This is a genomic window from Massilia sp. GER05, assembly GCF_052056005.1.
Classification (GTDB): Bacteria; Pseudomonadota; Gammaproteobacteria; order Burkholderiales; family Burkholderiaceae_D; genus Telluria; species Telluria orientalis.
This window is the reverse complement of sequence record NZ_CP178858.1, coordinates 1905185-1928384: the sequence shown is the minus strand read 5'-3', so window position 1 is coordinate 1928384 and position 23200 is coordinate 1905185. Positions and strand designations below refer to the sequence as shown.

The window sequence follows — 23200 nt, the reverse complement described above, 5'->3', positions numbered from 1 at the left end:
TTATTTCAGCCAGCCCCGGTGCCGGAAGTAGAGGAACGGGGCGATCGCGCTGACGACCATCAGGCCCAGCGACCAGCCGTAGCCGAACTTCCAGTGCAGTTCCGGCAGGAATTCGAAGTTCATGCCGTAGATGCTGGCGATCAAGGTCGGCGGCAGGAACGCGACCGAGGCCACCGAGAAGATCTTGATGATCTTGTTCTGGTTGATGTTGATGAAGCCGACGGTGGCGTCCATCAGGAAGTTGATCTTGTCGAACAGGAACGACGTGTGGCCATCGAGCGATTCGATGTCGCGCAGGATCTGGCGCGCCTCCTCGAACTGTTCCGCGTTCAGCAATCGGCCACGCATCAGGAAGCTGACGGCGCGGCGCGTGTCCATCATGTTGCGGCGGATGCGGCCGTTCAAGTCTTCCTCGTGGGCGATCGCATTCAGCGCGGAGGCCGCGTCCTGGTCGGTGAATTCCTTCTGCAGCACGCGCTGGCTGACGTCTTCCAGGCTCTCGTAGATGCCTTCCAGCGCATCGGCCGAGTACTCGGCGTCGGTCGCGTACAGGTCCAGCAGCACGTCCATGTAGTCCTCGATCGACCCGGGCCGCGAGCGCGCGCGCAGGCGCACGAGGCGGAACACGGGCAGGTCGTCCGTGTGGACCGAGAACAGGATCTTCTTGGCCAGGATGAACGCGACCGTCACGATGCGCGACGGGCCGTCCTCTTCCTCGCGCAGGAAGTCGGTGCGCAGGTGCAGGTCGCCGTTTTCCGCTTCGTAGTAGCGCGCGGACGCCTCGATGTCCTGGACTTCGTCCTCGCCGGGCAGGATCACGTCATAGGTCGTCTTGACCCAGGCGCGCTCCTCGTCGGTCGGGTCGAGCAGGTCGACCCAAACGGCAGGCGCGTTCTCCAGATCGGCGCGCGACGCGATGGGTATCTGGTTCAGTCGGCCATTTTGTAGGACAAATACATTGATCATGCGCTGCTTTCTCGGCCGGATTCGGAAACAGCGCAAGTGTACCTGTAAGCCCTGAGGGCGGCCAGCCTAAAGCAGATGAAACCGGGGTCAGAGCCCGATTTTTGGAAATATCCTGAGCAAACTTGTCGGCAATGCGTTGTCCGATTCAGCATGCTCTTGAGTTATTGCCAAAATCCGGGCTCTGACCCCGGTTCAGGGCAATTCCGCTGCGTTCATGCGGCGCTGGATGATCGCCGTGCGGCGCGCCAGGTAGTTGGTGTCGCGGTGGCGGTCGTAATAGCGCGGGTTCGGCAGCATCACCGCGAGGCGGGCGGCCTGGGCGGCGTTCAGGTTCGCGGCCGGGATGCGGAAATAGTGGCGCGCCGCGGCCTCGGCGCCGAACACGCCGCGGCCGAATTCGACCACGTTCAGGTAGATCTCGAGGATGCGTTCCTTGTCCATCACCGCTTCCAGCATGTAGGCGATGACCAGTTCCTGGCCCTTGCGCAGGTAGTTGCGCGAGCCGGACAGGAACAAATTCTTGGCCAGCTGCTGGGTGATCGTCGAGCCGCCGCCCACGACCCGGTGCTTCTTGTTGTTGCGCTCGTACGCCTTTTCCAGTGCGTCCCAGTCGACGCCGTCGTGGTCGACGAAATTGGAATCCTCGGACGCGATCACGGCGCGCTTGAGGTTGTTCGAGATGCGCGCGTACGGCACCCACACCTGCTCCAGCTTCGCGTTCGGATTCCGCTCGCGCAGCGCCGACAGCTGCTGGCGCATCATGCTTGTGGACGACGGGTTGAACTGCGTCCACCAGCACACCATCGCAAAGAAATACAGCTGCAGCAGGACGACGAGCAGCAGCGGCCCGAGGACGATCCATTTCAGCCAGCGCCGCCCGCCGGTTTTTGCGCGCGTGGGCGCGCCCGCCTTGAGCGTGCCGATGCCGCTCATGATGCGCGCATGCGGGCCAGCAGGGCCGACGTCTCCGGCCGCACGCCGCGCCACGTGAAGAATGCTTCCGCCGCCTGCTCGACCAGCATGCCGAGGCCATCGCGCACGGCCGCGCCGTGGGAGGCCGCGAACGCCATGAACGGCGTCGGCTCCTTCCCGTACATCATGTCCAGCGCCAGCGTCCCCGCGCGGAACGCCGACGCGGGCACGGGCGGCAGGTCGGCCGACAGGCTGGCCGACGTCGCGTTGACGACGACGTCGAACGCACCCTCGATGTCGGCAAACCCGCAGGCGCTGATCTGCCCCGGGCAAGCCACGTGATCGGCAAAGTGGGACACGAGCGCATCGGCCGTCGCGCGCGTGCGGTTGGCGATCACGATCGCTTCCGGCTTCTCGTTCAAGAACGGCAGGATGACGCCGCGCGCCGCGCCGCCCGCGCCCAGCAGCAGGACGCGCTTGCCGGTGAGCGGCACGCCGGCGTTCCTGACGATGTCGGCGACGAGGCCCGGACCGTCCGTGTTGTCGCCGACGATCTCGCCATTTTCGAAGCGCAGCGTGTTGACGGCACCGGCCAGGCGCGCCCGCGCTTCCAGCCGGGTGGCCAGCGCGGCCGCTTCCAGCTTGAACGGGAGCGTCACGTTGGCGCCGCGGTAGCCTTGCGCGACGAGGTCGCGGACCGTGTCCGCAAAACCGTCGAGCGGCGCCAGGCAGCGCCCGTACGCGATGTCCTGGCCGGTCGCGGCCGCGAAGGCGGCGTGGATGTCCGGCGATTTACTGTGGGCGATCGGGTTGCCGATCACGCAATATTTATCCGTCATGAAGTCTCCTGTTATCCTTCGCCGCGCAGTTCGGCCTGCAGTTTTTCTTCGCGGGTGAATTTGAAGCGGGTGACGACGATCCAGAGGTCGTCCTTGTCGGTCGAACGCATATTGGCCGGGAACTTGCCGAACGGCGCGGCGCGGCGGACGATCGCCAGCGCGGCCTTGTCCAGCGCCGGATTGCCGGAACTGCGTTCGATGCGCGGTCCGCCTTCTTTTTCGTACAGCGTGCCATCCTGGAAGATCGGGATGTAGACGACCAGCTCGCCGTACAGCTTCTTGCCGTTCTGCTGCGGGAAGTTCAAGGTGCCGACCTCCTCCACGCGCTTCTGCATCGCCTTGTAGTACATGGCGTAGCCGACCTCGCGCGTGCTGGGGCTGATGAACGTCTTTTTCGGGCGCTTGTTCTCGTCGGCGATGCGCTGGGTGATCTCGGCCGTCATGCGCGCGATCGCCTTGGTGGAGTCGAGGTTGTCCTCGCCCGTGCGGCTGGGGTCGGGCTTCGTCTGTTCGGCCACGGGGGCGCTGTTGAACTGCGACTGGCGCATCTTCGTCAGCACGCTTTTCTGCTGCTGTTCCAGTTCCGCGATGCGGCGTTGCAGGGCCTTGATACTGTCGCCATTCTCGACCTTGCGCAGGTCCGGCAGGGGCGACTGGGCGCGGCCGGCATCGGCATTGCCGCCGCCGTCCAGGTTGGCCTGGGCCAGCGCGTCCGCCTTGACGGGGGCACGCGCATGCTTCGCGTTGACCAGGATGACCTCCAGGCCCGGATCGGCCGGCTGCAGCCGGAACGCGTCCGGCGCGGCGAAACGGACCGCCAGCAGGGAGGCGTGCGCCAGCACCGAGCAGGTGATGGCGATCATCAGGGGGCGGTTGTGTCGGAGGGTGTTCACGCGCTGCGGGGTGGGACGGTTGGGGTCATGGAACTCCCCATTCTACCGTGCAGGCCGGCCGATTTGCGAGCCTTGCGGAAAGACCCGACCGCTGAAGTCACCACTAACGCAACAGGATCTTGTCGACGTGTCAACGATCGGTATCAGTCACACATCACGCGGCCTGCTCGCCCGTGACGTCGGTCTGCGTTTCCGGATCGGTGACGGCCACGGCACCTTCGGCCTCGGCCGCTTCCGCTGCCGCCGCCTCGCCCGTGTCTTCTTCCTCGTCCAGGCCCAGCTCCTCGGCCGCCTCCGGCGCCACGGCCGCGACTTCGAGCAGGCGCGCCTCCAGCGCCAGGTCGACCTCGTCCCAGCGCACGATGTCCAGGCGGACCTGCGCGCCGCGCGCCGCCTGCGGCATGCCCGGCAGGCGGATCACGAGCGGGATCTCGACGAGGCGCAACACCTCGTCCTTCAGCACGACGGCCTCGACCTGCCTGGCGTTTTCCTGCGCCAGCCAGCGCAGGCACCAGTAACGCTCCATGTTCTGCTGGAAGTCGTTATAGGCCGAGTACGCGGCGTCGAACGCGGAGACGATCGAGAACAGCGTGGCATCGCGGTGCTTGAACGGGGCGACGAGCGGCGCCGTCACGCCATTGCTGGCGCACGCGAGGATCTGCCACTGGTTCACGAGGTCCGTATAGCGGCGCAGCGGCGACGTCGACCACGCATATTGATCGACGCCGAGGCCCTGGTGCGGCGCCGCGTGCGTCACCATGCGCACCTGCATCTTGGCGGCCCAGCCGCCGGCGCCCGGGCCCTGCGAGCGGTAGATGCCCGGCACGCCGCAGTCGTGCAGCAGCTTGCCCCACGTGCTGTTCGCGAAGATCATCAGCTCGGCCACGATCTTGTCCAGCGGCGCGCCGCGCTTGCGGCGCACGATCGTGACGACGTCGTCCTCGACATAGAAATTGAAGTCGACGCGGTTCGCCTGTTCCGGCTTCAGGCCGAACGCTTCGCGCTTCTTCATGCGGCCCGCCTCCAGCTGCAGCGCCCATTGCCACAGCAGGCCCAGTTCCGTCTTGTGCGGGTAGTCGCCCGCGCCGCTGTTCAGCGTCTCCTCGTTGACGACGTCGTCGAGGTCGTTGTGGCGCAGGTTGTTCTTGATGGGCACGCGCTCGGCGCGGGTCGTCGTCGAGAGCACGGTCCACGTGGCCGGATCCAGCACGGCATACAGCGACAGCGCCGGGCAGTCGTTGCCCTCGGCCAGCGTGTAGGCGTCGACGACGTCGTCCGGCAGCATCGTGATCTTGTCGCCCGGCATATACACGGTCGACATGCGCGCGCGGGCGATCTTGTCGATGGCGTCGTCCGGACGGATGCCCAGGCCCGGCGCCGCGATGTGGATGCCCACGCGGACGGTGCCGTCGTCCAGCTTTTCGACGGAGAACGCGTCATCGATCTCGGTGGTCGTCACGTCGTCGATCGAGAACGCGGCCACGTTCGCCAGCGGCAGGTCGGCGGGCGGAGTCGGCACGGCGACGGGCGGGAAGCCAGCGCCGCGCGGGAAGTGTTCGAACAGGAAGCGGCCCATGTGCAGCTCTTTCGCCGACGCGATGCCGCCCGTGGACAGCATCAGGCGCGGGGCCGTCGTCTGCAGCTCGTCGGCCGCCGTTTCGAGCGCCTTGTATTCGATGCTGTTCTTGTCCGGCTTGAACAGCAGTTGCTGGACGAGCGGCTGCATCGCCTGCGGCAGCGTGCCGGCCTTCAGTTCCTCGACATACGCGGCCTGCACGATGGCCTGTTGCTTCTTCTTTTCGATGCCGGCCAGCGCCGCGCGCAGCGATTGTTCCGGCGCCGCCTTGTAGCGGCCGCGGCCCTTCTTGTAGAAATAGATCGGCGCGCCGTGCAGCGCCAGCACGAGGCCGGCCGCTTCGAACGGCAGCGGCGCGTGGCCGAAGTACTCGGCGCCCAGTTCCGCGAATCCGAATTCTTCCTGGCCCGCGACTTCCCACAGGAATTCCAGATCGACGTCCGCCGCGACGGCCTTCGCCTGTTCCAGCAAGGTCGCGGGGTCCGGCTTGTCGAACTGCAGCATCACGTCGCGCGCCTTGACCTTCGTACGCTTCCCGCTCGGCATTTCGACCTGGTAGGCCTCGCCCGCCTGCGACAGCACGGTGCCGACCTTGAAATCGCCGGACTCTTCGAAAAATAAGTTCATTTTGTATTCGTATTCATATTAAATGCGGTCGCCTCGAGATCGAGCACCTCGGGCAGGAAGACCTCGGTGACCAGCAGCAGTCCCTGGCGGCGGCGGTACACGCAGCGCCGCGCAAAATAAGTGTCGCGCGCCGGCCCGTTCCGGCCGAGCGCGGCATGCACGCGCGCCACTAGCGGATGGCCGGGACGCAGCCGCGCGAATTCGAGCGCCCCGCGCGTGACCCGAGGATCGTAAAACAGCGTGGTGCCGAGCGAACGTTCGCCCAGCGCCGAAAACAGGGGCCAGTCGCTCGCGCTCGCACTCATCGGCACGACGGTGTGGCCGTACACGACCGGTTGCCCGTCGCAGCGCAGCAGCACTTCGCGTTCCCACACGCGCCGGGGCCGCGCCAGGCCGATCGCGTCGGCCTCGTCCGCCAGGCAGACGTTGCCCGCCTGGCGCAGTTTCTGTACCCGGAAATGCCGGCTGTGCGCGATCAGGCGCGCCGTCAGCGAACCCGGCGTCGTCAGCCAGTCGCGCATGACGGCCGGCGCGCCCGTACCGTCCGGATGCGCCAGCCAGCGGGCCCGGCGCAGCGACGCGGGCCTCACTGACGATGGTCCGATCCGGCGTCGCCTTCGTTCTGGATTATCCGTCAGGCAGAACGCCAGCACCTCATCGACATACTGCTCGAATTCCGACACCGCGTGGTCGCTGCCCTGGATGACGTGCTGGTGCGCGCCCGCGTAATGCGCAACCATGTCGCGGTAGTCCAACACCTCGTCGCCCGTGGCGGCCAGCAGGAAATAGCGCGCCGGCCGGGTGATGGCGCCGACCTTCAATGCGGCCAGTTCGTCGATGTAGTCGCGCTTGAATTCGAACGGCTCGCCCGTATGCCATTCGGTCGTGATGCCGACGTGTTTGTCGAGGTCTTTCAAGGGATCGACGGCCGGATTGATCAGCGCGGCGCGGCAGCCGAAGCGTTCCGCCAGCCAGGTGGCGTAGAAGCCGCCCAGCGACGAACCGATGATCGCGAGATTGTCCGAATAGCGTTCGACCAGCGTGAGGACGAGGTCCATGGCGGCCTTCGGCGAGGCCGGCAGTTGCGGGCAGATCAGGTTGCCGGCGCGGCCGGCTGCTTCCATCCGCTGCTGTACCACGCGCGCCTTGAACGAGCGCGGGGAAGAGCGGAAGCCGTGCAGATAGAGGAGGTGGACGCGCGCGCCCTCGCGGGCGCCTGCGGAAAAGCCTGCTGTCCCGCTCATGCCGCCATCGCCTCCAGCAGCTTCTGGTGCACGCCGCCGAAGCCGCCGTTGCTCATCACGAGGATGTGGTCGCCCGGCTGCGCGGCCTGGACGATCGCCTGCACCATGTAGTCGAGCTGGTCGAAGCTGTGCGCGTTGGCGCCCAGCGGTTTCAAGGCGTCGGCCAGCGACCAGCCCAGCGCCTGCTGGCTGCCGAAGCCGAACACGAGGTCGGCGTCCTTCAGGCTGCCCGGCAGCGCATCCTTCATCGCGCCCAGCTTCATCGTGTTCGAGCGGGGTTCCAGCACGGCCAGGATGCGGCCACTTGTGCCGATCTTCTGGCGCAGGCCGCCGACGGTCGTCGCGATCGCCGTCGGATGGTGCGCGAAGTCGTCGTACACCGTCACGCCGTTGACGACGCCGCGCACTTCCATGCGCCGCTTGACGTTCTGGAAGCGCGCGAGCGACTCGATCGCCTGCGCGGGCGGCACGCCCACGTGGCGCGCGGCCGCGATGGCGGCCATGGCGTTGCTGCGGTTGTGGTGGCCGGTCAGTTCCCAGTGGACGGTGCCCTGCTTGTCGCCCTTGAAGAACACGTCGAAGCTGGAACCGCCCGGATGTTCGACGAGGCTCCAGTCCACGCCTTCGGCCGAGCCGAAACTTTCCTTTTCGCTCCAGCAGCCGCGCTTCAGCACGCGCGCCAGCGACGCTTCGTCGCCGTTCACGACGATGCGCCCGACACCGGGCACGGTGCGCACGAGGTGGTGGAACTGGGTCTCGATGGCGCCGATATCGGGGAAGATGTCGGCGTGATCGTATTCGAGGTTGTTCAATACCGCGGTCTTGGCGTGGTAGTGCACGAACTTCGAACGCTTGTCGAAGAAGGCCGTGTCGTACTCGTCCGCCTCGATCACGAAGAAATCCGAATCCGTTTCGCCCGACAGGCGGGCCGACACGCCGAAGTTCAGCGGCACGCCGCCGATCAGGAATCCCGGCGAATAACCGGCGTCTTCCAGGATCCACGCCAGCATCGACGTGGTCGTCGTCTTGCCGTGCGTGCCCGCGACGGCGAGCACCCATTTATTACGGAGAATGTGGTCGCCAATCCATTGCGGGCCAGATACGTACGGCAAGCCGCGGTTCAGGATCTCCTCGACGAGCGGATTACCGCGCGTCATCACGTTGCCAACGACGTACAGGTCCGGATTCAGGCTCACCTGTTCGGGCCCGTAACCCTGGATCAGCTCGATGCCCTGGGCTTCGAGCTGGGTGCTCATCGGAGGGTAGACGTTGGCGTCGCACCCGGTGACGCGGTGGCCGGCCTCTTTGGCCAGCACCGCGAGGCCGCCCATGAAGGTGCCGCAGATGCCGAGGATATGGATGTGCATGACGTGCCGAAGGGATCTCTGTAATGGCGAATACGCGATTCTACCCGACGCGATGCCATTTTCCTTTCAAGAGTATGATCTCGACATGATGCCCAATTCAAACGACGACCTCCAACAGGTGCGCGCACGCATCGCCGCGACGGCCGCCCGCATGATCGCCCAGGATGGGGCCGATTACTCGACGGCCAAGACGAAGGCGGCGCGCCAGGTGCTCGGCGTCGACCGCCCTTCTCCTAATTACCTGCCGGATAATCTGCAAGTCGAAGACGAGGTGCGCCGCTACCAGGCATTGTTCCACGGCCCGGCCCAGGCCGCGCGCCTACAACACATGCGCAGTACGGCGCTGGAAGTGATGGACCAATTGGCCGAGTTCCGTCCGTATATTACCGGTGCGGTCTTGAACGGAACGGCGGGCGAACATGACGACATCCACCTGCAATTATTTGCCGACAGCGCCAAGGAAGTCGAAATCTGGCTGTTGAATCGCAATGTCAATATCGAGATATCGGAAACTCCCCACTTCAAAGGGGGACGCTACGATCCGGTAGAAACGGTAAGCTTCATGTGGCAAAAGGAAATGGTGCACGCCGAGCTTTATGATATGAACGATTTACGCGGTGCGCTGAAAACCCGCGCGGACGGCAGCCTGCAGCGCGCCGATACTGCCACGCTCCGCACCCTGACGAACAACGACTCTCTCGAACACGATGAATAAGAAACACCTGGCCGGTTATGTGATCCTGGCCGCCGCCTTTACGGTTCTCGGTGCCATCGCCGGCGTGAAGCAGGATGCCAAGGGTCCGCTGACGACGACCTATACACCCACGGACGGAAGGCCGCACACGGCGGTGACGAATCTGTATGCGACTTCGCTGAACGACCTGGCCGGCAAGCCACAGCCGCTCGCCCGGTGGAAGGGCAAGCCGCTGCTCGTCAACTTCTGGGCGTCGTGGTGCGCACCGTGCGTGTCGGAAATGCCGGAATTGTCGGAACTGGCGGCCAAGGACGGCGGCAAGACCTTCAATGTGATCGGCATCGGCATCGATTCCCCCACGAACCTCGCCGAGTTTGCCCGCAAAATCAAGATTTCCTACCCATTGTACGTAGGCGGCATGGGTGGCACCGACCTCGCGCGCGGCCTCGGCAACGCGAACGGCGGGCTGCCATTTACGGTGCTGATCGGGGCAGATGGGCAGGTCCGCAAGACCTACCTGGGCCGTTTGAAGTTCGATCAGGTGCGCGCCGACCTGGCCAAGTTGTAGTTCCAGCGAACGGTCGTTCACTTATTTTCCGACTTCTTTTTATCGCTTGCCAACACGTAACGTTGGCGGCAAAATGCCTGTCTTTCGGGCAAACAAACGGTTGAATATGGCGAAAAAGCTACTGCTGCTCAATGGCCCTAATTTGAATTTGTTGGGGACACGTGAGCCTGCGGTGTACGGCGCGACGACGCTGGCCGACATCGAGCAGGCCGCCACCGCCCAGGCACGGGAAGCCGGGGCGGAGATTGTCTGTTTCCAAAGCAACCATGAAGGCGCGCTGATCGACCGCATTCACGCCGCCCGCCAGGAAAGCGTGGACGCGATCGTCATCAACCCGGGCGGTTTGACCCATACCAGCGTGGCGCTGCGCGATGCGCTGGCCGGGGTGGACATTCCGTTCGTGGAAGTGCACATCTCTAATATTTACAAGCGCGAGGAATTCCGGCACCACTCTTTCCTGTCGGCGATCGCGCTGGGCACGATCTGCGGGCTGGGAGCGGATGGATATCGCTTTGCCATCGACTTCGCGCTGAAACAACGTTAATCTACGTCAACTTCACGCATTCGCGCATAAGTACCTACCGCCGACGCGCAGTATGCTCTTAAACAAATAATTCCAAGGGGTTTTACATGGATCTAAGAAAACTCAAGACACTGATCGACCTCGTCGCCGAGTCGGATATCGCCGAACTCGAAGTGACCGAAGGCGAAAGCAAGGTCCGCATCGTCAAGTCGTCGGCAATCCCGCAGAATCAGATGGTCATGGTGCCGCAGCAAGGCGTCCAGCAATACGCGGCACCGGCCGTCCAGGCACCGGCAGCCGCGCCCGCAGCAGCCCCGGCCGCACCGGCCGAACCGACCGGCCACGTCGTCAAGTCGCCGATGGTCGGCACGTTCTACCGTTCCTCGGCACCGGGCGCCCCGGCGTTCGTCGAAGTGGGCGCTACCGTGAAGGAAGGCGACACCCTGTGCATCATCGAAGCGATGAAGCTCCTGAATGAAATCGATGCCGACCTGTCCGGCACCGTCACCAAGATCCTGGTGGAAAACGGCCAGCCCGTCGAATTCGGCCAGCCGCTGTTCGTGATCGGCTAAACGTCTCCGGCGCGGTCGTCCGACCGCGCCCTCCCGGCACGCTGCCGGCACTCAAAGAAACACCGAACTTACCATGTTTGAAAAAATTCTTATCGCCAACCGTGGTGAAATCGCGTTGCGTATCCAGCGCGCCTGCCGCGAGATGGGCATCAAGACGGTCGTCGTGCACTCCGAGGCGGACAAGGACGCCAAGTACGTGAAGCTGGCAGACGAGTCCGTTCTGTATCGGCCCGGCAGCGTCCGCGCAAAGCTATCTGAGCATGCCGGCGATCATCAGCGCGGCGGAAGTCACGGACGCCGAAGCGATCCACCCCGGCTACGGCTTCCTGTCGGAAAACGCCGACTTCGCCGAACGCGTCGAAAAATCGGGCTTCGTCTTCATCGGCCCCCGTCCCGAATCGATCCGCCTGATGGGCGACAAGGTCTCGGCCAAGCAGGCGATGATCCGCGCCGGCGTGCCATGCGTGCCCGGCTCGGACGGCGCCCTGCCCGACGACCCGAAAGAGATCATCCAGATCGCGCGCCGCGTCGGCTACCCGGTCATCATCAAGGCCGCCGGCGGCGGTGGCGGCCGCGGCATGCGCGTCGTGCACACGGAAGCCGCGCTGCTGAACGCCGTCGCGATGACCAAGACGGAAGCCGGCACCGCGTTCGGCAATCCGGAAGTCTATATGGAGAAATACCTGGAGAATCCGCGCCACGTGGAAATCCAGATCCTCGCCGACGAGCACAAGCAGGCCGTCTGGCTGGGCGAGCGCGACTGCTCGATGCAGCGCCGCCACCAGAAGGTGATCGAAGAAGCGCCGGCGCCGGGCATCCCGCGCAAGCTGATCGAAAAGATCGGCGACCGCTGTGCCGAAGCCTGCCGCAAGATCGGCTACCGCGGCGCCGGCACGTTCGAATTCCTGTACGAGAACGGCGAGTTCTACTTCATCGAGATGAACACTCGCGTGCAGGTCGAACACCCGGTTACGGAAATGATCACCGGCATCGACATCGTGCAGGAACAGATCCGCATCGCCTGCGGCGAAAAGCTGCGCTTCCGCCAGCGCGACATCATGCTGTCGGGGCACGCGATCGAGTGCCGCATCAACGCGGAAGACCCGTTCAAGTTCACCCCGTCGCCGGGCCGCATCACCAGCTGGCACCCGCCGGGCGGCCCCGGCATCCGCGTCGATTCGCACGCGTACGCCGGCTATTACGTCCCGCCGCACTACGATTCGATGGTCGGTAAAGTGATTGCCTACGGCGCCACGCGCGACCAGGCGATCCGCCGCATGCAGATCGCGTTGTCGGAAATGGTCGTCGAGGGTATCCTGACCAACATCCCGCTGCACCGCGAACTGATGGTCGACGCCCGCTTCATCGAAGGCGGCACCAACATCCACTACCTGGAGCAGAAGCTGGCCCACAAGCCGGACCTGCCGAAGGATGGCGCGATCGGCGCCAAAGCCGAGGTTGAATGATGGGCTGGACTGAAGTTGTCATCGAGATCGCACGCGAGCACGCCGAAGGGCTCTCCGATGCCCTGATGGAGGCGGGCGCGCTGTCGGTCTCGGTGGAAGACGCGGACGAAGGCACGGAAGACGAGAAGCCCCTGTTCGGCGAACCGGGCATGGTGCCCAAGGAAGCCGCGTGGGACCACAGCCGCGTCGTCGCGCTGACGGACGAGGATGCCGACCAGGCCGCGATCGTGGCCGAGGCTGCGGCGGCCATCGGCCTGCGGCAGGCGCCTGCATTCACGACGCGTCCCGTCGCGGACGCCGACTGGGTACGTCTCACGCAATCGCAGTTCGAGCCGATCCACATCGGCAAGAACATCTGGGTCGTGCCGAGCTGGCACGAAGCCCCGGATCCCGACGCGCTGATCCTCGAAGTCGACCCGGGCCTCGCATTCGGCACAGGCAGCCATCCGACCACGCGCCTGTGCATGGAATGGCTGGAAGCCCACCCGGCGCCCGGCAAATCGGTGCTGGACTACGGCTGCGGCTCGGGCATCCTCGCGATGGTCGCGAAGAAGCTCGGCGCGGCTGGCGTCACCGGCGTCGACATCGACGAGCAGGCCATCGAATCCGCCAGGCTGAACGCGGAACGCAACCGCTGCGAGATCGATTTCCACGTGCCGGACGACTTCGTCGCCTCCGCGCACGGCAACGAACGTTTCGACATCGTCGTCGCGAACATCCTGTCGAGCCCATTGAAGCTGATGGCGCCGATGCTCTCAAGCCGCGTGGCCGAGGGCGGTTCGCTGATCCTGTCGGGCGTGCTGGCGCGCCAGGCCGAGGAAGTGGCCGCCGCGTACGCACCTTTCATCAAGCTGGGCGTCTGGGCCGAGCAGGACGGCTGGGTCGCTCTTCACGGGCAGCTCGGCGCAGAAAATGCACCTGGGGCACGTGCCACCGACGGCAGCAAATAAGGCATGGCGCTCGCCACCCAGTGCCCGCATTGCCACACCACGTTCCGCGTCGCCGCGGACCAACTCAAGCTCCGCGGCGGCATCGTCCGCTGCGGGTCTTGCCAGCGCATCTTTGACGGCAACGCCCACCTGATCGACCTGGACAAGCCGGCAGCGCCGGCGCCCGTCCAGGAAGACGACGCGCTGCCCGTCTACACCCTCGACTTCGACCACACCTTCGATCCGCTCGGCATCTTGCCGAAGCCTGCCGACGACGTGCCCGAGCCCCCGCGCGCGCAGGTGTGGCGGCGCGCGCCCGAGGCCGAGGAAGCGAAGGAAGCGGCGCCGGTTGCGGCGGACTACACCCCCGCGGACCGCGTCGAACCGCAACTGGAACCGGTTGTCCACGCGGCGCCGGAGCCCGAGCCGGAGCCCGAGCCCGAGCCGGAGCCAGAGCCCGAGCCGGAGCCGGAGCCGGAGCCGGAGCCGGAGCCGGAGCCCGCGGAAGACACCGTCGCCGAACCGCCGCCGGCGAGCGCCTACGCGCCCGCCGACCGCATCGAACCGGGTTTCGACCTGCCGGTGACCGAGGAAATCGTCGCCCAGCCGCTGCCGGATTACGAACCGGAGCCGGAGCCGGTCGCCGCATCGCCCGAACCGCAGCCTGAACCGCAGCCCGAGCCCGCACCGGAACCGCCCGCGCCCGCGCCCGCGCCCGCGCCCGCGCCGGCATCCGACGCCCCGCCCTTCCTGCCGCTGCGCGCATCGGCCGCGAGCGAACCGCCCGCGCCGGCACCGGCGATGATCCCGCCCGTGGTGAAACCGGCGCGCAGCAAGGCGGCGCGTGCGTCCGACGCGCGCGCACGCCGCTCCAGGTTGACGCCGACGAAGATCGAACCGCCGAAGCTGCGCCTCGCGCTCGACGCCGACGCCGACGAGCCCGAATTCGTCAAGCGCAGCCGCCGCCAGGAACGCATGGGCCGCACGCAGCGCATGCTGATGGCCGCGGGCGCCGTCGTGCTGCTGCTCCTGCTGCTGGCCCAGGCGGTGCTGGGCTTCCGCAACACGCTGGCCGCGCAGCATCCGGGCCTGAAACCGGCCCTGGCGGGCGCATGCGCCGTGCTGGGCTGCCGCGTGGAGCTGCCCGCGCAGGCCGAGAACCTCGTCATCGAGACGGGCGAACTGACGACGCTGGGACCGAACACGTACGCGCTGAATACGCTGCTGCGCAACCAGGGCAACCTCGTGCTGGCCTGGCCCAGCATCGAACTCGAGCTGACCGACGCCGGCGACAAGCCGGTGCTGCGCCGGGTGCTGGCGCCCGCCGACTATCTGCCGCGCGGCACGCCGTCGGCGAACGGTTTCGGCCCGCACTCGGAACAGCCGGTCACGCTCCATTTCACGCTGGACGGCCTGCAGCCGTCCGGTTATCACACTTTCGTTTTCTATCCTTGAGGCTTCCAATGACCAAGACCTCGCTGATCTGCGGCTCGATCGCCTTCGACAAGATCATGCAATACCACGGCCGTTTCGGCGAAACCCTGCTGGCCGACCAGCTGCATCGCGTGAACGTCTCGTTCCTCGTGCCCACGCTGCGCACGGAATACGGCGGCTGCGCCGTCAACATCGCCTACAACCTGAAGCTGCTGGGCGGCGAGCCGCTCATCATGGGCACCATCGGCCAGGACGGCGGCGACTACCTCGACCGCATGGAGCATCAGGGCCTCGCCACCAACGCGATCCGCACCATCGAGAACGCGTACACGGCCCAGTGCTTCGTCACGGCCGACCTGGACGGCAACCAGATCAACGCCTTCCACCCGGGCGCGATGCAGTTCGCGCACGAGAACAACCTGGCCGACTACCTGCCGCTGCGCGTCGCGATCGTCGCGCCGGACGGCCGCGACGGCATGATCAAGCACGCGCGCGACTGCGCGGAACGGGGCGTGCCGTTCATCTTCGACCCGGGCCAGCAGCTGCCGATGTTCAGCGGCGACGAGCTGCTGACGTTCATCGGCCAGGCCAGCTACCTCGCCTGCAACGACTACGAATTCGAGATGGTGATGGACCGCACGGGCCTGCCCCTGCAGGACATCGCCGCGCGCCTGGACGCGCTCATCGTCACGCGTGGGGAAGCCGGTTCGGACATCTACGCCGGCGGCGAGCACCACAAGATCCCGGCCGTGCCGGCGGCCAGCGTCGTCGATCCGACGGGCTGCGGCGACGCCTACCGCGCCGGCCTGCTGTTCGGCATCGCCAATGACCTCGACTGGCCCACGACGGGCCGCCTGGCGAGCCTGCTGGGTTCCATCAAGATCGCCCACCAGGGCGGCCAGAACCACAGCTTCACGCAGCAGGAGATCGCCGACAAGTTCGAAGCGGCCTTCGGCTACCGCTTCTAAAGCGTCGGGCCAATGAAAAGCGCGCCGTCCCTCGCGGGACCGGCGCGCTTTGTTTTGGGCTGCATGCGTTTGGTCACCAAACGGCCCTGTTCGGCTTTTCTCGAAACGCCAAATGACCGTTAAAAACCGTCGCGAGCGGCAGCAGGGGTGGCCGAGAAGCGCAGCTGTACTGACGTACAGCGAGCATCGCAGGCCGGCCCTGCAACGCGCAGTAGGTTTTTAGCGGTCACACCAAAAACACCTGGCGGAGCAGATACTGCGCGATCTGGATCAGGATGAATGCCACGAGCACCGACAGATCGAGGCCGCCGACCGGCGGGATCACGCGGCGCAGCGGGCGCAGCAGCGGGTCGTTGAGCGCGTGGACGAACGGCGCCAGCGGCGCATGCGGATTGACCCAGCTGAAGATCACCTCGATGATCAACAGGCCCATGAAGCCGTACAGGATCCAGTCGAGCAGGCGGACCACGGCAATCAGCACGACGGCCTGGCCGCTCGTCCCCGCCAGCAGCAGGATCGACGATGCCGCCAGCACCACGAGGAACGCGCCCAGCAGGCTGGCCCAGTCGTAACCACCCATGCCCGGCACGATGCGGCGCAGTGGGCGCACAAGCCAGTCGGACAACGTGAACGTAAATTGCGCGACGGACGCCGGCGGACGCACGCGGGTCACCTGCATCCAGAAACGCAGCAGCAAGACGCCCCCCAGCACACCGGCCGCGGTATCGACGATCAATTTGAGAATGGGCAGCACGAGGACTCCTTGAAAAAAAAACCGCTGTGTGAAAGCTCACACAGCGGTATTTTGCCTGAACCAGGCAGGAATGGCTTACGGACGGCTGCTGGTCGGGAACGGCCATGCTGCCGGTGCGATCACCGACTTGGCGGCCGGTGCCGGGGCTGCAGCGGCGCCGCTGTCCTTGCCGTCGGTCTTGGCTTCGGCTTTCGTCTCGGCCTTGGTGTCGGCCTTGGTTTCAGCTTTCGACTCGGCCTTGGCTTCCGGCTTGGCTTCCGCCTTGGCCGCGGTCTTGCTTGCGGCCTTCTTGGCGGCCGGCTTCTTCGCAGCAGCAGCAGCCTCCGGCTTCGCTTCAGCCTTGGCGGCCGGCTTGGCGGCGGCCTTCTTCACTGCCGGCTTGGCTTCGCTTTTGGCGGCGGGAGCGGCGGCCTTGGTGGCTGCGGTCTTGGTCGCTGCGGTCTTGGTCGCTGCAGTCTTCTTCGCAGCCGGCTTGGCGGCGGTCGTCGACTTGGCGGCGGTCTTGGTTGCAGCCGGCTTGGCGGCAGCGGTCGACTTGGCGGCGGTCGACTTGGCAGCGGTCTTCTTCGCAGCCGGTTTAGCGGCGGCGGTCGACTTGGCGGCGGTCTTGCCTGCTGCTTTCTTCGCAGCCGGTTTGGCGGCAGCGGTCGACTTGGCGGCAGTCGACTTGGCAGCCGTCTTCTTCGCAGCCGGTTTAGCGGCAGCGGTCGACTTGGCGGCGGTCTTGCCTGCTGCTTTCTTGGCAGCCGGTTTGGCGGCAGCGGTCGACTTGGCAGCGGTCTTGCCTGCTGCTTTCTTGGCAGCCGGTTTGGCGGCAGCAGCCGACTTGGCGGCAGTCTTCTTGGCAGCCGGTTTAGCGGCAGCGGTCGACTTGGCGGCGGTCTTCTTTGCAGCCGGTTTAGCGGCGGCGGTCGACTTGGCTGCAGTCTTCTTCGCTGCCGGTTTGGCGGCGGCTTTGGTCGCGGTCGACTTGGCTGCGGCCTTCTTCGCTGCCGGCTTGGCGGCGGTGGTCGACTTGGCTGCAGTCTTCTTCGCTGCCGGTTTGGCGGCGGAGGTCGACTTGGCGGCGGTCTTGGTTGCCGCCGCCTTGGTAGCGGTCGACTTGGTTGCGGTCGACTTGGTTGCTGCGGTCTTGGTTGCAGCAGCTTTCTTTGCTGCCGGTTTGGCGGCGGCGGTCTTGGTTGCTGCGGCTTTCTTTGCTGCCGGTTTGGCGGCGGCGGTCGACTTGGCGGCGGTTTTGGTTGCTGCCGATTTAGCCGGAGCTTTGGTTGCTGCGGCTTTCTTTGCAGCCGGCTTCGCAGCGGCTTTAGCGGCTACGGTTTTGGTTGCGGGTTTATCTGCTGCTGCCTTAGCGGCCGGTTTGGTGGCGGCTTTTGCAGCCGGCTTTGCTGCTGGTTTTTTCGCGGCGGTTGCCATTTTCTGTTCTCCTTCTCTGCGATGAGAAATTACGCTACATGGTTTGAACCCGTCCAACCCGGTCTGCTTGGTCGGGCGAATTATTCATCGGCGCAAACGCTATGTTTGCGTCAATGAATCCGGCACCAGCCGAACTGCCGCGGCGATTCGATAAAACCCGTAAAACATCCGGGCATTCATCGCCGATTTACGCTATACTGTGTTTGCATACAGTAGTCGCTCAATCGCTCACTGCGGCACCTCGGCTAATCGTCGTCGCCGACGACCTAAACGACTAAAGTCCGATGGCTCACTGCGCTGTCCACATCGCAGCCCGCTGGCCGCGAAAAGAAAAAGCCGCCATACCCGACGTTTATCAGGCAATGCGGCTTGTTCTTTTCGCTAAGCTTACGTGCATACTGAATGAATCAGCGTCCCATTTATGATCGGTTTGTTTCCCGTTGAACGCCTCGAAAATCGGCGTCTTCACGTTTTGACAAATTCAATCACGTAAAGTACACGAAAACCTTGTCAGTGCGCAACCCGCACACAGTATTTTTCATGTCTTTTACAGGCGAACCAGCGATAACCTCAACCGAAACGATCGCTGCGATAACGTTTGATTCCTTCCTCGTCTTGCTCGGTCTCCAAAAACAAGCGCACATAACAACGTGCATTACGTTACTACGATTTCGCATAAAGCCTTTATATAAAGGCGATATTCGAAATCAGTCCTCCGCTGCAGTGATACGCAGCAAGTCCATCTTGCACAGCCACGCGAGTCCGCGCAGCAAAGTCGGCCGGTCGCACGGTCCGAGCGCGTCGAGCAGCTCGTCGACCTGCATGGGCCGCGATTCGATCGATCCGAAGATCTGTCCAAACTCTTCCAGCGTCGGCAGCGACGCGTGCGCGAAGCGGTTGATCGCGAGCTCGCGATACTGGCGCAGCAGCGCGAGCGATGCGTCCGGCGCGAGTTCCACCATCGATGCCGGCGTGATCCGCATCGTCGGGTACGTGGCGAACAACTCGAACGGATCGAGCCGGTCCGGCACGACTGCCGGCAGCGCGGGACCCAGTGCCGCATCGGCGCGGCGCCGTTCGTCGAGCTCGCGCCACAACGCGCGGTAGCCCCCGAACACGACGGCCCAATCGAATTCCGCGCGCACGCGCCGGCGTGCGTTCTCGCCCAGTTCGCGCCGCAGCGCGGCATCGCCCGCGAGGCGCGCGCAGGCCTGCGCGAGGGCCGGTCCATCCACCGCGACCGCCTGGCTCGTGTGGCCACAGTACGTGTCGTAGCTGTCCACGCCATCGTCGTAACGCTGCGCCAGATCGAGGCCCGCACCCGCATCCGGCATCACGGTCGGGATGCGGTAGCCGTCCACGCCGTCGCGCACGGTGTCGCGGTAGCCGTTCCAGTCGCTGACGATGCACGGCAGGCCCGCCGCCATCGCTTCCAGCAGCGCGAGGCCGAAGGTCTCCTGGACGTTGTCCGCGAGCGAGATGAAGACGTCGGCGGCGGCCAGCGCGTCGAGCTGGTTCGCGGCCACGCGGCCGTCCAGCACCGACAGCGTCACGGACGGGCACAGTTGCGCGGCCGCCTCGTGGAAGGCCTTGTCGGTGGCCTCGTCGGCAAACCACCCGCACAGCACCAGGTGCACGCGCTTGCCGTCCTGCGCGGCCGCCTCGAGCGCCGCGAACATCGGTTGCGGATGCGCCTTCGCGTGGAACGACAAATGGCCGAGGAACAGGAACGCGACGCCGCCGTCCTCGATCCCCAGGCGCCGGCGCACGGTGGCGCGGCGGGATGCGTCGACGTCGAAGTCGGCCGCGTGCACGCCGAGCGGAATCAGGGGCAGCTGCGGCAGTTCGAAGCGCTGGGCGCCGAGGCGCGCACTCAAATACTCGGCCTGGCGCTCCAGCACGCGGCGCACGCTGTCGCGCACGACGCGCGACGTGCAGATCACGGCATCCCAGCTGCGCACGGGCGCCACCAGCAGGTTGGCGAGGCTCGTCATCAAGGCGTGGCTGGCCGTCGTGTGCGTGATGCCGCACAGGCTGTAGCGGCGCTCGCCGAGTCCCTGGCGGCGCCACGCGAGACGCTCGATGCCGGGCGCGGGGTGGTACAGCGTGCCGTAGCGCTCCAGGTCCTGCGGGCGGCCCTGCGCGATCCGGTCGACCTGGCCCTTGTAGCCGGACTCGCGCAGCAGGCGCTCGCCTTCGGCCGCGTGGGCGTGGCCGCCGGCGAAGCAGCCAACCGACTCGAGGCCGGGCGCCGTCGCGATCGCACGCAGCAGTCCGGCGCCGGCGGCCTGGCGGCCCATCAGGTGCGGGCCTGCCGTCGAGTAGCCGTCGGGGGCGTAGTGGAAGGCGAAGCGGTCCGTCATGCGGCCTCCTCTTCCACCGGCCCGGGCAGCGGCTTGAGCAGGTCGAGGTAGACCGGCAGGCCCACCGTTTCGAAATCGTAGCGCGTGCGCACCGTCTCGCGTCCGGCCAGGCCGACAGGTGCGATCTCGTCGCGGCGCGCGATGAGGTCGAGCGCGCGGTCGGCGAGCAGCGCCGTGTCGAAGAACGGCGTCAGGAACCCGTTCTCGCCGTCGCGGATCACTTCCCGCACCGGCGCCGTATCCGAGCCCAGCACCGGCACGCCGACGGCCATCGCCTCCAGCATCGACCAGGACAGCACGAACGGATACGTCAGGTACACATGGAGGCTCGAGACCTGCAGCGCGCTGCGGTACATGGCGTACGGCACCTTGCCGAGGAAGTGCACGCGCGACCAGTCGACGGTCTCGCCGCCGCCGTCCAGCTCGGCCTTGAGCGCGTCGCGGTAGCTCGCATGGCCCTGCGGCGGACGGCGGCCGTAGCTGACGCCGTCGCCGCCGATGACGACGACCTGCAGCGCCGGATTCCCGGCCAGCAGCCGTGGCAGGCTGCGCATGAAGACGTGGAAGCCGCGGTAGGGCTCGAGGTTGCGCGCGACGAACGTCAGCACCGGCTGCGCGCGCGTGAGGACGGCGCCGCCGGGCAGTTCCAGCCGCGCGTGCGGGTCGGGGCTCAGTTGCTGCGTGTCGATGCCCTCGTGGACTTCGCGGATCTTGCCGCGCAGTTCGGGCGGATGCACGCCGCGCTGCCACGCCGTGGGCGCGACGCCGTCGTCGGCCGCGAGCAGCGACTGCATCAGCACGGAGTTCTTGATGCGGATGCGCAGGCGGTCGTCGAAGCTCACCGGATACTCGGGATCGAAGCCGACGTCCAACCCGCTTGCCGCCCACCAGAACTCGCAGAACACGACGAGGCGCGCCTGCGGGAACACGTCCTTGACGAACAGGGCCTCGCCCCAGCCGGGATGGCACACGACGACGTCGGGCACGAAGCCTTCCTGCTTCAGCGCCACGCACGTGCGCGCGACGGCCTGGCCGCGGCGCACGCAGCCTTCGAAGTGGCGCAGGTAGTGATGGGTCTTCTCGCCCGGACCGTCCGGCCTGGCGTAGCCGATCGTCCGCACCTTCGGTCCCGCGCTCTCGCGCCGCACCGCGGTCTCTTCGCCGATCGCGACGACGTCGAAGTCGGGCCGCGTCTGCAGATACCGCATCAGCCGGCGGAACTGGCCCGGCAGATTCTGGTGAATGAAGAGGACTCGGGTCATGACGTTCGGTTCGCGTGACGACGACGACAAGTTGGAATTGAACGCATGATAGCCTCAGACTCCACGTCGTGGCGCGACGCACGTGCAAAATCGTGAAGAATGCGTGCGTTGGACCACGCAAGATGGCATCAACGTGTCGTCGAAGGTACGGACTAACGGTGCGTGATCGCGATCGCGGACCAGTGCACATCGACCACGGGCGTGCGCGTTGCGCGGTCGCGGCGGTAGCTGTGGAAGGTCCAGCGTCCATCGGCGCGCGTGTGGCACATCGTGCACTCGTCCCGTGCCGCCACGGCCTGCACGCCCGCGCGTTCGAGCTGGCGGCGCACGATCGCGGACAGGTCGAGCCGGCGCGGCCGCGGTGCGACGACGCCGGGCGCGAGGTCCCAGCGCTCGACGAAACCGTCGATCACCTCCTGGCCCACTTCGTAGCAGCACGCGCGCGCGGCCGGCCCCAGCGCCGCGACCCAGTCGCCGGGATCGCCGCCGCGCGCACGCACGAGGTCCGCGAACGCAGCGACGATGCCGCCCAGCGCGCCGCGCCATCCCGCATGCAGCGCGGCCACTTCGCGCCCGTCGCGCCGCGCCAGCAGCACCGGCACGCAATCGGCGGTGGCGATGGCCAGCAACAGGCCGGGCCGATCGGTGAACATGCCGTCGGCCTCGCCGCAGTCCTCGTTCGCCGCCGTCGCGATCGCGATGCGCGTGCCGTGGCGCTCGTGCTGGATCGGACGGTGCGGCCAGTAGTCGGGCAGCAGCGCGGCCATGTCGTCATGGCGCGTGCCGAAGCCGTGCACGATGGCGGGATGGTCGAGGAGCGGTGATGTGAGCATGGAGCGACAGTCGATCAGGCGGGTGGAACGGGCTGCGAGACAGGACGGAGGCGGAAGCTGTTCAGGACATCGTCCCACAGTTTCATCGCTTCCTGGTCGGTGAGGCTCGTCTTTTGCTGGTTGCCCTTCCCGTCATGATAGCCGGTCGTCAGCTCGATCTTGATAGCCGGCGTGGCCAGCGTGCCATCGCCCTGGGTCTCCCACACGAAGGCGTGGCTGCGCATGCCGTTGCTGCCGGGTGCCGTAGCGAGGTATTCCTGGCCCGGGTACGGACCGACCTGGCGGTCGCCCTTGCGCAGCACGCGCACCGACGTCGCCAGGTTGCCGAGGAACTGCGCCATGCCGCCCATCCGGTCGAGCAGGGGCTTGTCGTGCTTGTGGCTGGCGAGCGGGTAGATCCAGACCGACACGAAGGCGTCGGGGTGGCCGGCGATGTCGATGTCCAGGCTCGCCTCTTCGTTCCGCCAGCGGGGGTTGGCGATGAAGCCGCCGGCGAAGCAGAAACCGGGGTCGACGGGAATGTCGGTGTCGGTGTCGGTGTCGGCGCGCGGGCGTAGTCGGGAGAGAGCCTCTTGCACGCGATTCACGCCAAGTTCCTGTTTATCGTCATCGACGTTATCCCGGAGCAGGAACCGATGACCGTTAATCCAGCGGTATCCCCAGATCCTGATCTCGGCGGTACTGGCATCGACCTCCCAGGACGCCAGCATCCTGGTACCGTTCTCGTGCTGGACGGCCTGGAGCAGCATGCTCTGTTGTGTCTTTTTGTTTTTTGCAGACCTGAGGTCCGACTCGCGCTTGCCCACCTCCTTCTCGAACTCTTCATTGGTCATGGCCTTGACTGGCTCGATCCGGATGAAGTCATACTTATAGTTGCCCCCACTGAGCGTGGACCCGACAGGCACGTCGATCAGGAAGCGTCCCATGCAGAACGTGGAGGTAGCAGCACTGTGATGTGTCATGGTCGATGAACTGGAATTGCCGGGTACGGCCG

General features: G+C 65.9%; 20 protein-coding genes and 3 pseudogenes. 8 read left to right on the top strand and 15 right to left on the bottom strand.

The window, feature by feature from the left end:
• The 8 genes and pseudogenes from corA to mpl form a co-directional block, all read right to left on the bottom strand.
• Positions 1-966, bottom strand: coding sequence for a magnesium/cobalt transporter CorA (gene corA, locus ACL58G_RS08725; protein WP_413382232.1), 966 nt, complete (start codon positions 964-966; stop codon positions 1-3).
• 192 nt (positions 967-1158) lie between these two features.
• Positions 1159-1899 carry a monofunctional biosynthetic peptidoglycan transglycosylase gene (gene mtgA / locus ACL58G_RS08720; protein ID WP_440966348.1) on the bottom strand — a complete coding sequence of 247 codons (741 nt, stop codon included), beginning with the start codon at positions 1897-1899 and terminating at the stop codon, positions 1159-1161.
• Complete coding sequence (aroE, locus tag ACL58G_RS08715) at positions 1896-2717, bottom strand: shikimate dehydrogenase (protein ID WP_440966347.1); 822 nt, start codon at positions 2715-2717, stop codon at positions 1896-1898. The genes mtgA and aroE overlap by 4 nt, the downstream gene beginning before the upstream one ends.
• An 11-nt stretch (positions 2718-2728) precedes the next feature.
• The gene (locus tag ACL58G_RS08710) at positions 2729-3580 is read right to left on the bottom strand and encodes a TonB family protein (RefSeq protein WP_413338113.1); all 852 of its coding nucleotides are present in this window, start codon (positions 3578-3580) and stop codon (positions 2729-2731) included.
• Positions 3581-3764: 184 nt separating this feature from the next.
• The gene (locus tag ACL58G_RS08705; RefSeq protein ID WP_440966346.1) at positions 3765-5813 is read right to left on the bottom strand and encodes a ribonuclease catalytic domain-containing protein; all 2049 of its coding nucleotides are present in this window, start codon (positions 5811-5813) and stop codon (positions 3765-3767) included.
• Complete coding sequence (locus ACL58G_RS08700; RefSeq protein ID WP_413382221.1) at positions 5810-6403, bottom strand: chorismate--pyruvate lyase family protein; 594 nt, start codon at positions 6401-6403, stop codon at positions 5810-5812. The genes ACL58G_RS08705 and ACL58G_RS08700 overlap by 4 nt, the downstream gene beginning before the upstream one ends.
• 48 nt (positions 6404-6451) lie before the next feature.
• Positions 6452-7057, bottom strand: a pseudogene (locus ACL58G_RS08695) (YqiA/YcfP family alpha/beta fold hydrolase); the annotation flags it as partial.
• Positions 7054-8424 (bottom strand): UDP-N-acetylmuramate:L-alanyl-gamma-D-glutamyl-meso-diaminopimelate ligase, encoded by a 1371-nt coding sequence (mpl, locus tag ACL58G_RS08690; protein ID WP_440966344.1) that lies wholly within the window; start codon positions 8422-8424, stop codon positions 7054-7056. The pseudogene ACL58G_RS08695 and the gene mpl, both read right to left, overlap by 4 nt.
• 85 nt (positions 8425-8509) lie before the next feature.
• Here mpl and ACL58G_RS08685 point away from each other — a divergent pair, with 85 nt between their 5' ends.
• The 8 genes and pseudogenes from ACL58G_RS08685 to ACL58G_RS08650 all read left to right on the top strand — a co-directional run bounded on the left by ACL58G_RS08685 (position 8510) and on the right by ACL58G_RS08650 (position 15578).
• Positions 8510-9139, top strand: coding sequence for a hypothetical protein (locus tag ACL58G_RS08685; protein ID WP_413385950.1), 630 nt, complete (start codon positions 8510-8512; stop codon positions 9137-9139).
• The gene (locus tag ACL58G_RS08680; protein WP_413382216.1) at positions 9132-9686 is read left to right on the top strand and encodes a TlpA family protein disulfide reductase; all 555 of its coding nucleotides are present in this window, start codon (positions 9132-9134) and stop codon (positions 9684-9686) included. The genes ACL58G_RS08685 and ACL58G_RS08680 overlap by 8 nt, the downstream gene beginning before the upstream one ends.
• A 106-nt stretch (positions 9687-9792) precedes the next feature.
• Positions 9793-10230: a type II 3-dehydroquinate dehydratase gene (gene aroQ, locus ACL58G_RS08675; protein WP_413338106.1), complete on the top strand. Its 438-nt coding sequence runs from the start codon at positions 9793-9795 to the stop codon at positions 10228-10230.
• Between the two features lie 86 nt (positions 10231-10316).
• Complete coding sequence (gene accB / locus ACL58G_RS08670) at positions 10317-10781, top strand: acetyl-CoA carboxylase biotin carboxyl carrier protein (protein WP_413382213.1); 465 nt, start codon at positions 10317-10319, stop codon at positions 10779-10781.
• A 73-nt stretch (positions 10782-10854) separates the two neighbouring features.
• Positions 10855-12247: pseudogene (accC, locus tag ACL58G_RS08665) on the top strand (acetyl-CoA carboxylase biotin carboxylase subunit).
• Positions 12247-13197, top strand: a complete 951-nt coding sequence (gene prmA, locus ACL58G_RS08660; RefSeq protein ID WP_440967986.1) for a 50S ribosomal protein L11 methyltransferase — start codon at positions 12247-12249, stop codon at positions 13195-13197. Before accC ends, prmA begins: the two are co-directional and overlap by 1 nt.
• 3 nt (positions 13198-13200) lie before the next feature.
• Positions 13201-14631 (top strand): DUF3426 domain-containing protein, encoded by a 1431-nt coding sequence (locus ACL58G_RS08655; RefSeq protein WP_440966341.1) that lies wholly within the window; start codon positions 13201-13203, stop codon positions 14629-14631.
• A gap of 8 nt (positions 14632-14639) precedes the next feature.
• Positions 14640-15578: a carbohydrate kinase family protein gene (locus ACL58G_RS08650; RefSeq protein ID WP_440966339.1), complete on the top strand. Its 939-nt coding sequence runs from the start codon at positions 14640-14642 to the stop codon at positions 15576-15578.
• A gap of 226 nt (positions 15579-15804) precedes the next feature.
• On the opposite strand, the gene ACL58G_RS08645 is transcribed toward ACL58G_RS08650, so the two are convergent.
• The 7 genes and pseudogenes from ACL58G_RS08645 to ACL58G_RS08615 form a co-directional block, all read right to left on the bottom strand.
• Positions 15805-16332 (bottom strand): YggT family protein, encoded by a 528-nt coding sequence (locus ACL58G_RS08645; protein WP_413382202.1) that lies wholly within the window; start codon positions 16330-16332, stop codon positions 15805-15807.
• 75 nt (positions 16333-16407) lie between these two features.
• Entirely contained in the window at positions 16408-17748 is a 1341-nt protein-coding gene (locus ACL58G_RS08640; RefSeq protein ID WP_440966337.1) for a transcriptional regulator, read from the bottom strand.
• A 707-nt stretch (positions 17749-18455) separates the two neighbouring features.
• Positions 18456-20111 carry a glycosyltransferase family 4 protein gene (locus ACL58G_RS08635; protein ID WP_440966335.1) on the bottom strand — a complete coding sequence of 552 codons (1656 nt, stop codon included), beginning with the start codon at positions 20109-20111 and terminating at the stop codon, positions 18456-18458.
• On the bottom strand, positions 20108-21373 hold the full coding sequence (locus ACL58G_RS08630) for a glycosyltransferase family 4 protein (protein WP_440966333.1): 1266 nt from the start codon (positions 21371-21373) through the stop codon (positions 20108-20110). Before ACL58G_RS08630 ends, ACL58G_RS08635 begins: the two co-directional genes overlap by 4 nt.
• Before the next feature lie 152 nt (positions 21374-21525).
• Entirely contained in the window at positions 21526-22206 is a 681-nt protein-coding gene (gene pgeF, locus ACL58G_RS08625) for a peptidoglycan editing factor PgeF (protein WP_440966332.1), read from the bottom strand.
• A gap of 14 nt (positions 22207-22220) precedes the next feature.
• Complete coding sequence (locus tag ACL58G_RS08620; protein WP_440967984.1) at positions 22221-22793, bottom strand: T6SS immunity protein Tli4 family protein; 573 nt, start codon at positions 22791-22793, stop codon at positions 22221-22223.
• An 18-nt stretch (positions 22794-22811) separates the two neighbouring features.
• Positions 22812-23132: pseudogene (locus ACL58G_RS08615) on the bottom strand (T6SS immunity protein Tli4 family protein); the annotation flags it as partial.
• Positions 23133-23200: the final 68 nt, after the last annotated feature.

Coding starts and splice junctions, on each gene's coding strand:
- corA (WP_413382232.1), bottom strand. CDS start 966: ATGATCAATGTATTTGTCCTACAAAATGGCCGACTGAACCAGATACCC.
- mtgA (WP_440966348.1), bottom strand. CDS start 1,899: ATGAGCGGCATCGGCACGCTCAAGGCGGGCGCGCCCACGCGCGCAAAA.
- aroE (WP_440966347.1), bottom strand. CDS start 2,717: ATGACGGATAAATATTGCGTGATCGGCAACCCGATCGCCCACAGTAAA.
- ACL58G_RS08710 (WP_413338113.1), bottom strand. CDS start 3,580: ATGATCGCCATCACCTGCTCGGTGCTGGCGCACGCCTCCCTGCTGGCG.
- ACL58G_RS08705 (WP_440966346.1), bottom strand. CDS start 5,813: ATGAACTTATTTTTCGAAGAGTCCGGCGATTTCAAGGTCGGCACCGTG.
- mpl (WP_440966344.1), bottom strand. CDS start 8,424: ATGCACATCCATATCCTCGGCATCTGCGGCACCTTCATGGGCGGCCTC.
- ACL58G_RS08685 (WP_413385950.1), top strand. CDS start 8,510: ATGATGCCCAATTCAAACGACGACCTCCAACAGGTGCGCGCACGCATC.
- ACL58G_RS08680 (WP_413382216.1), top strand. CDS start 9,132: ATGAATAAGAAACACCTGGCCGGTTATGTGATCCTGGCCGCCGCCTTT.
- aroQ (WP_413338106.1), top strand. CDS start 9,793: ATGGCGAAAAAGCTACTGCTGCTCAATGGCCCTAATTTGAATTTGTTG.
- accB (WP_413382213.1), top strand. CDS start 10,317: ATGGATCTAAGAAAACTCAAGACACTGATCGACCTCGTCGCCGAGTCG.
- prmA (WP_440967986.1), top strand. CDS start 12,247: ATGGGCTGGACTGAAGTTGTCATCGAGATCGCACGCGAGCACGCCGAA.
- ACL58G_RS08655 (WP_440966341.1), top strand. CDS start 13,201: ATGGCGCTCGCCACCCAGTGCCCGCATTGCCACACCACGTTCCGCGTC.
- ACL58G_RS08650 (WP_440966339.1), top strand. CDS start 14,640: ATGACCAAGACCTCGCTGATCTGCGGCTCGATCGCCTTCGACAAGATC.
- ACL58G_RS08640 (WP_440966337.1), bottom strand. CDS start 17,748: ATGGCAACCGCCGCGAAAAAACCAGCAGCAAAGCCGGCTGCAAAAGCC.
- ACL58G_RS08635 (WP_440966335.1), bottom strand. CDS start 20,111: ATGACGGACCGCTTCGCCTTCCACTACGCCCCCGACGGCTACTCGACG.
- ACL58G_RS08630 (WP_440966333.1), bottom strand. CDS start 21,373: ATGACCCGAGTCCTCTTCATTCACCAGAATCTGCCGGGCCAGTTCCGC.
- pgeF (WP_440966332.1), bottom strand. CDS start 22,206: ATGCTCACATCACCGCTCCTCGACCATCCCGCCATCGTGCACGGCTTC.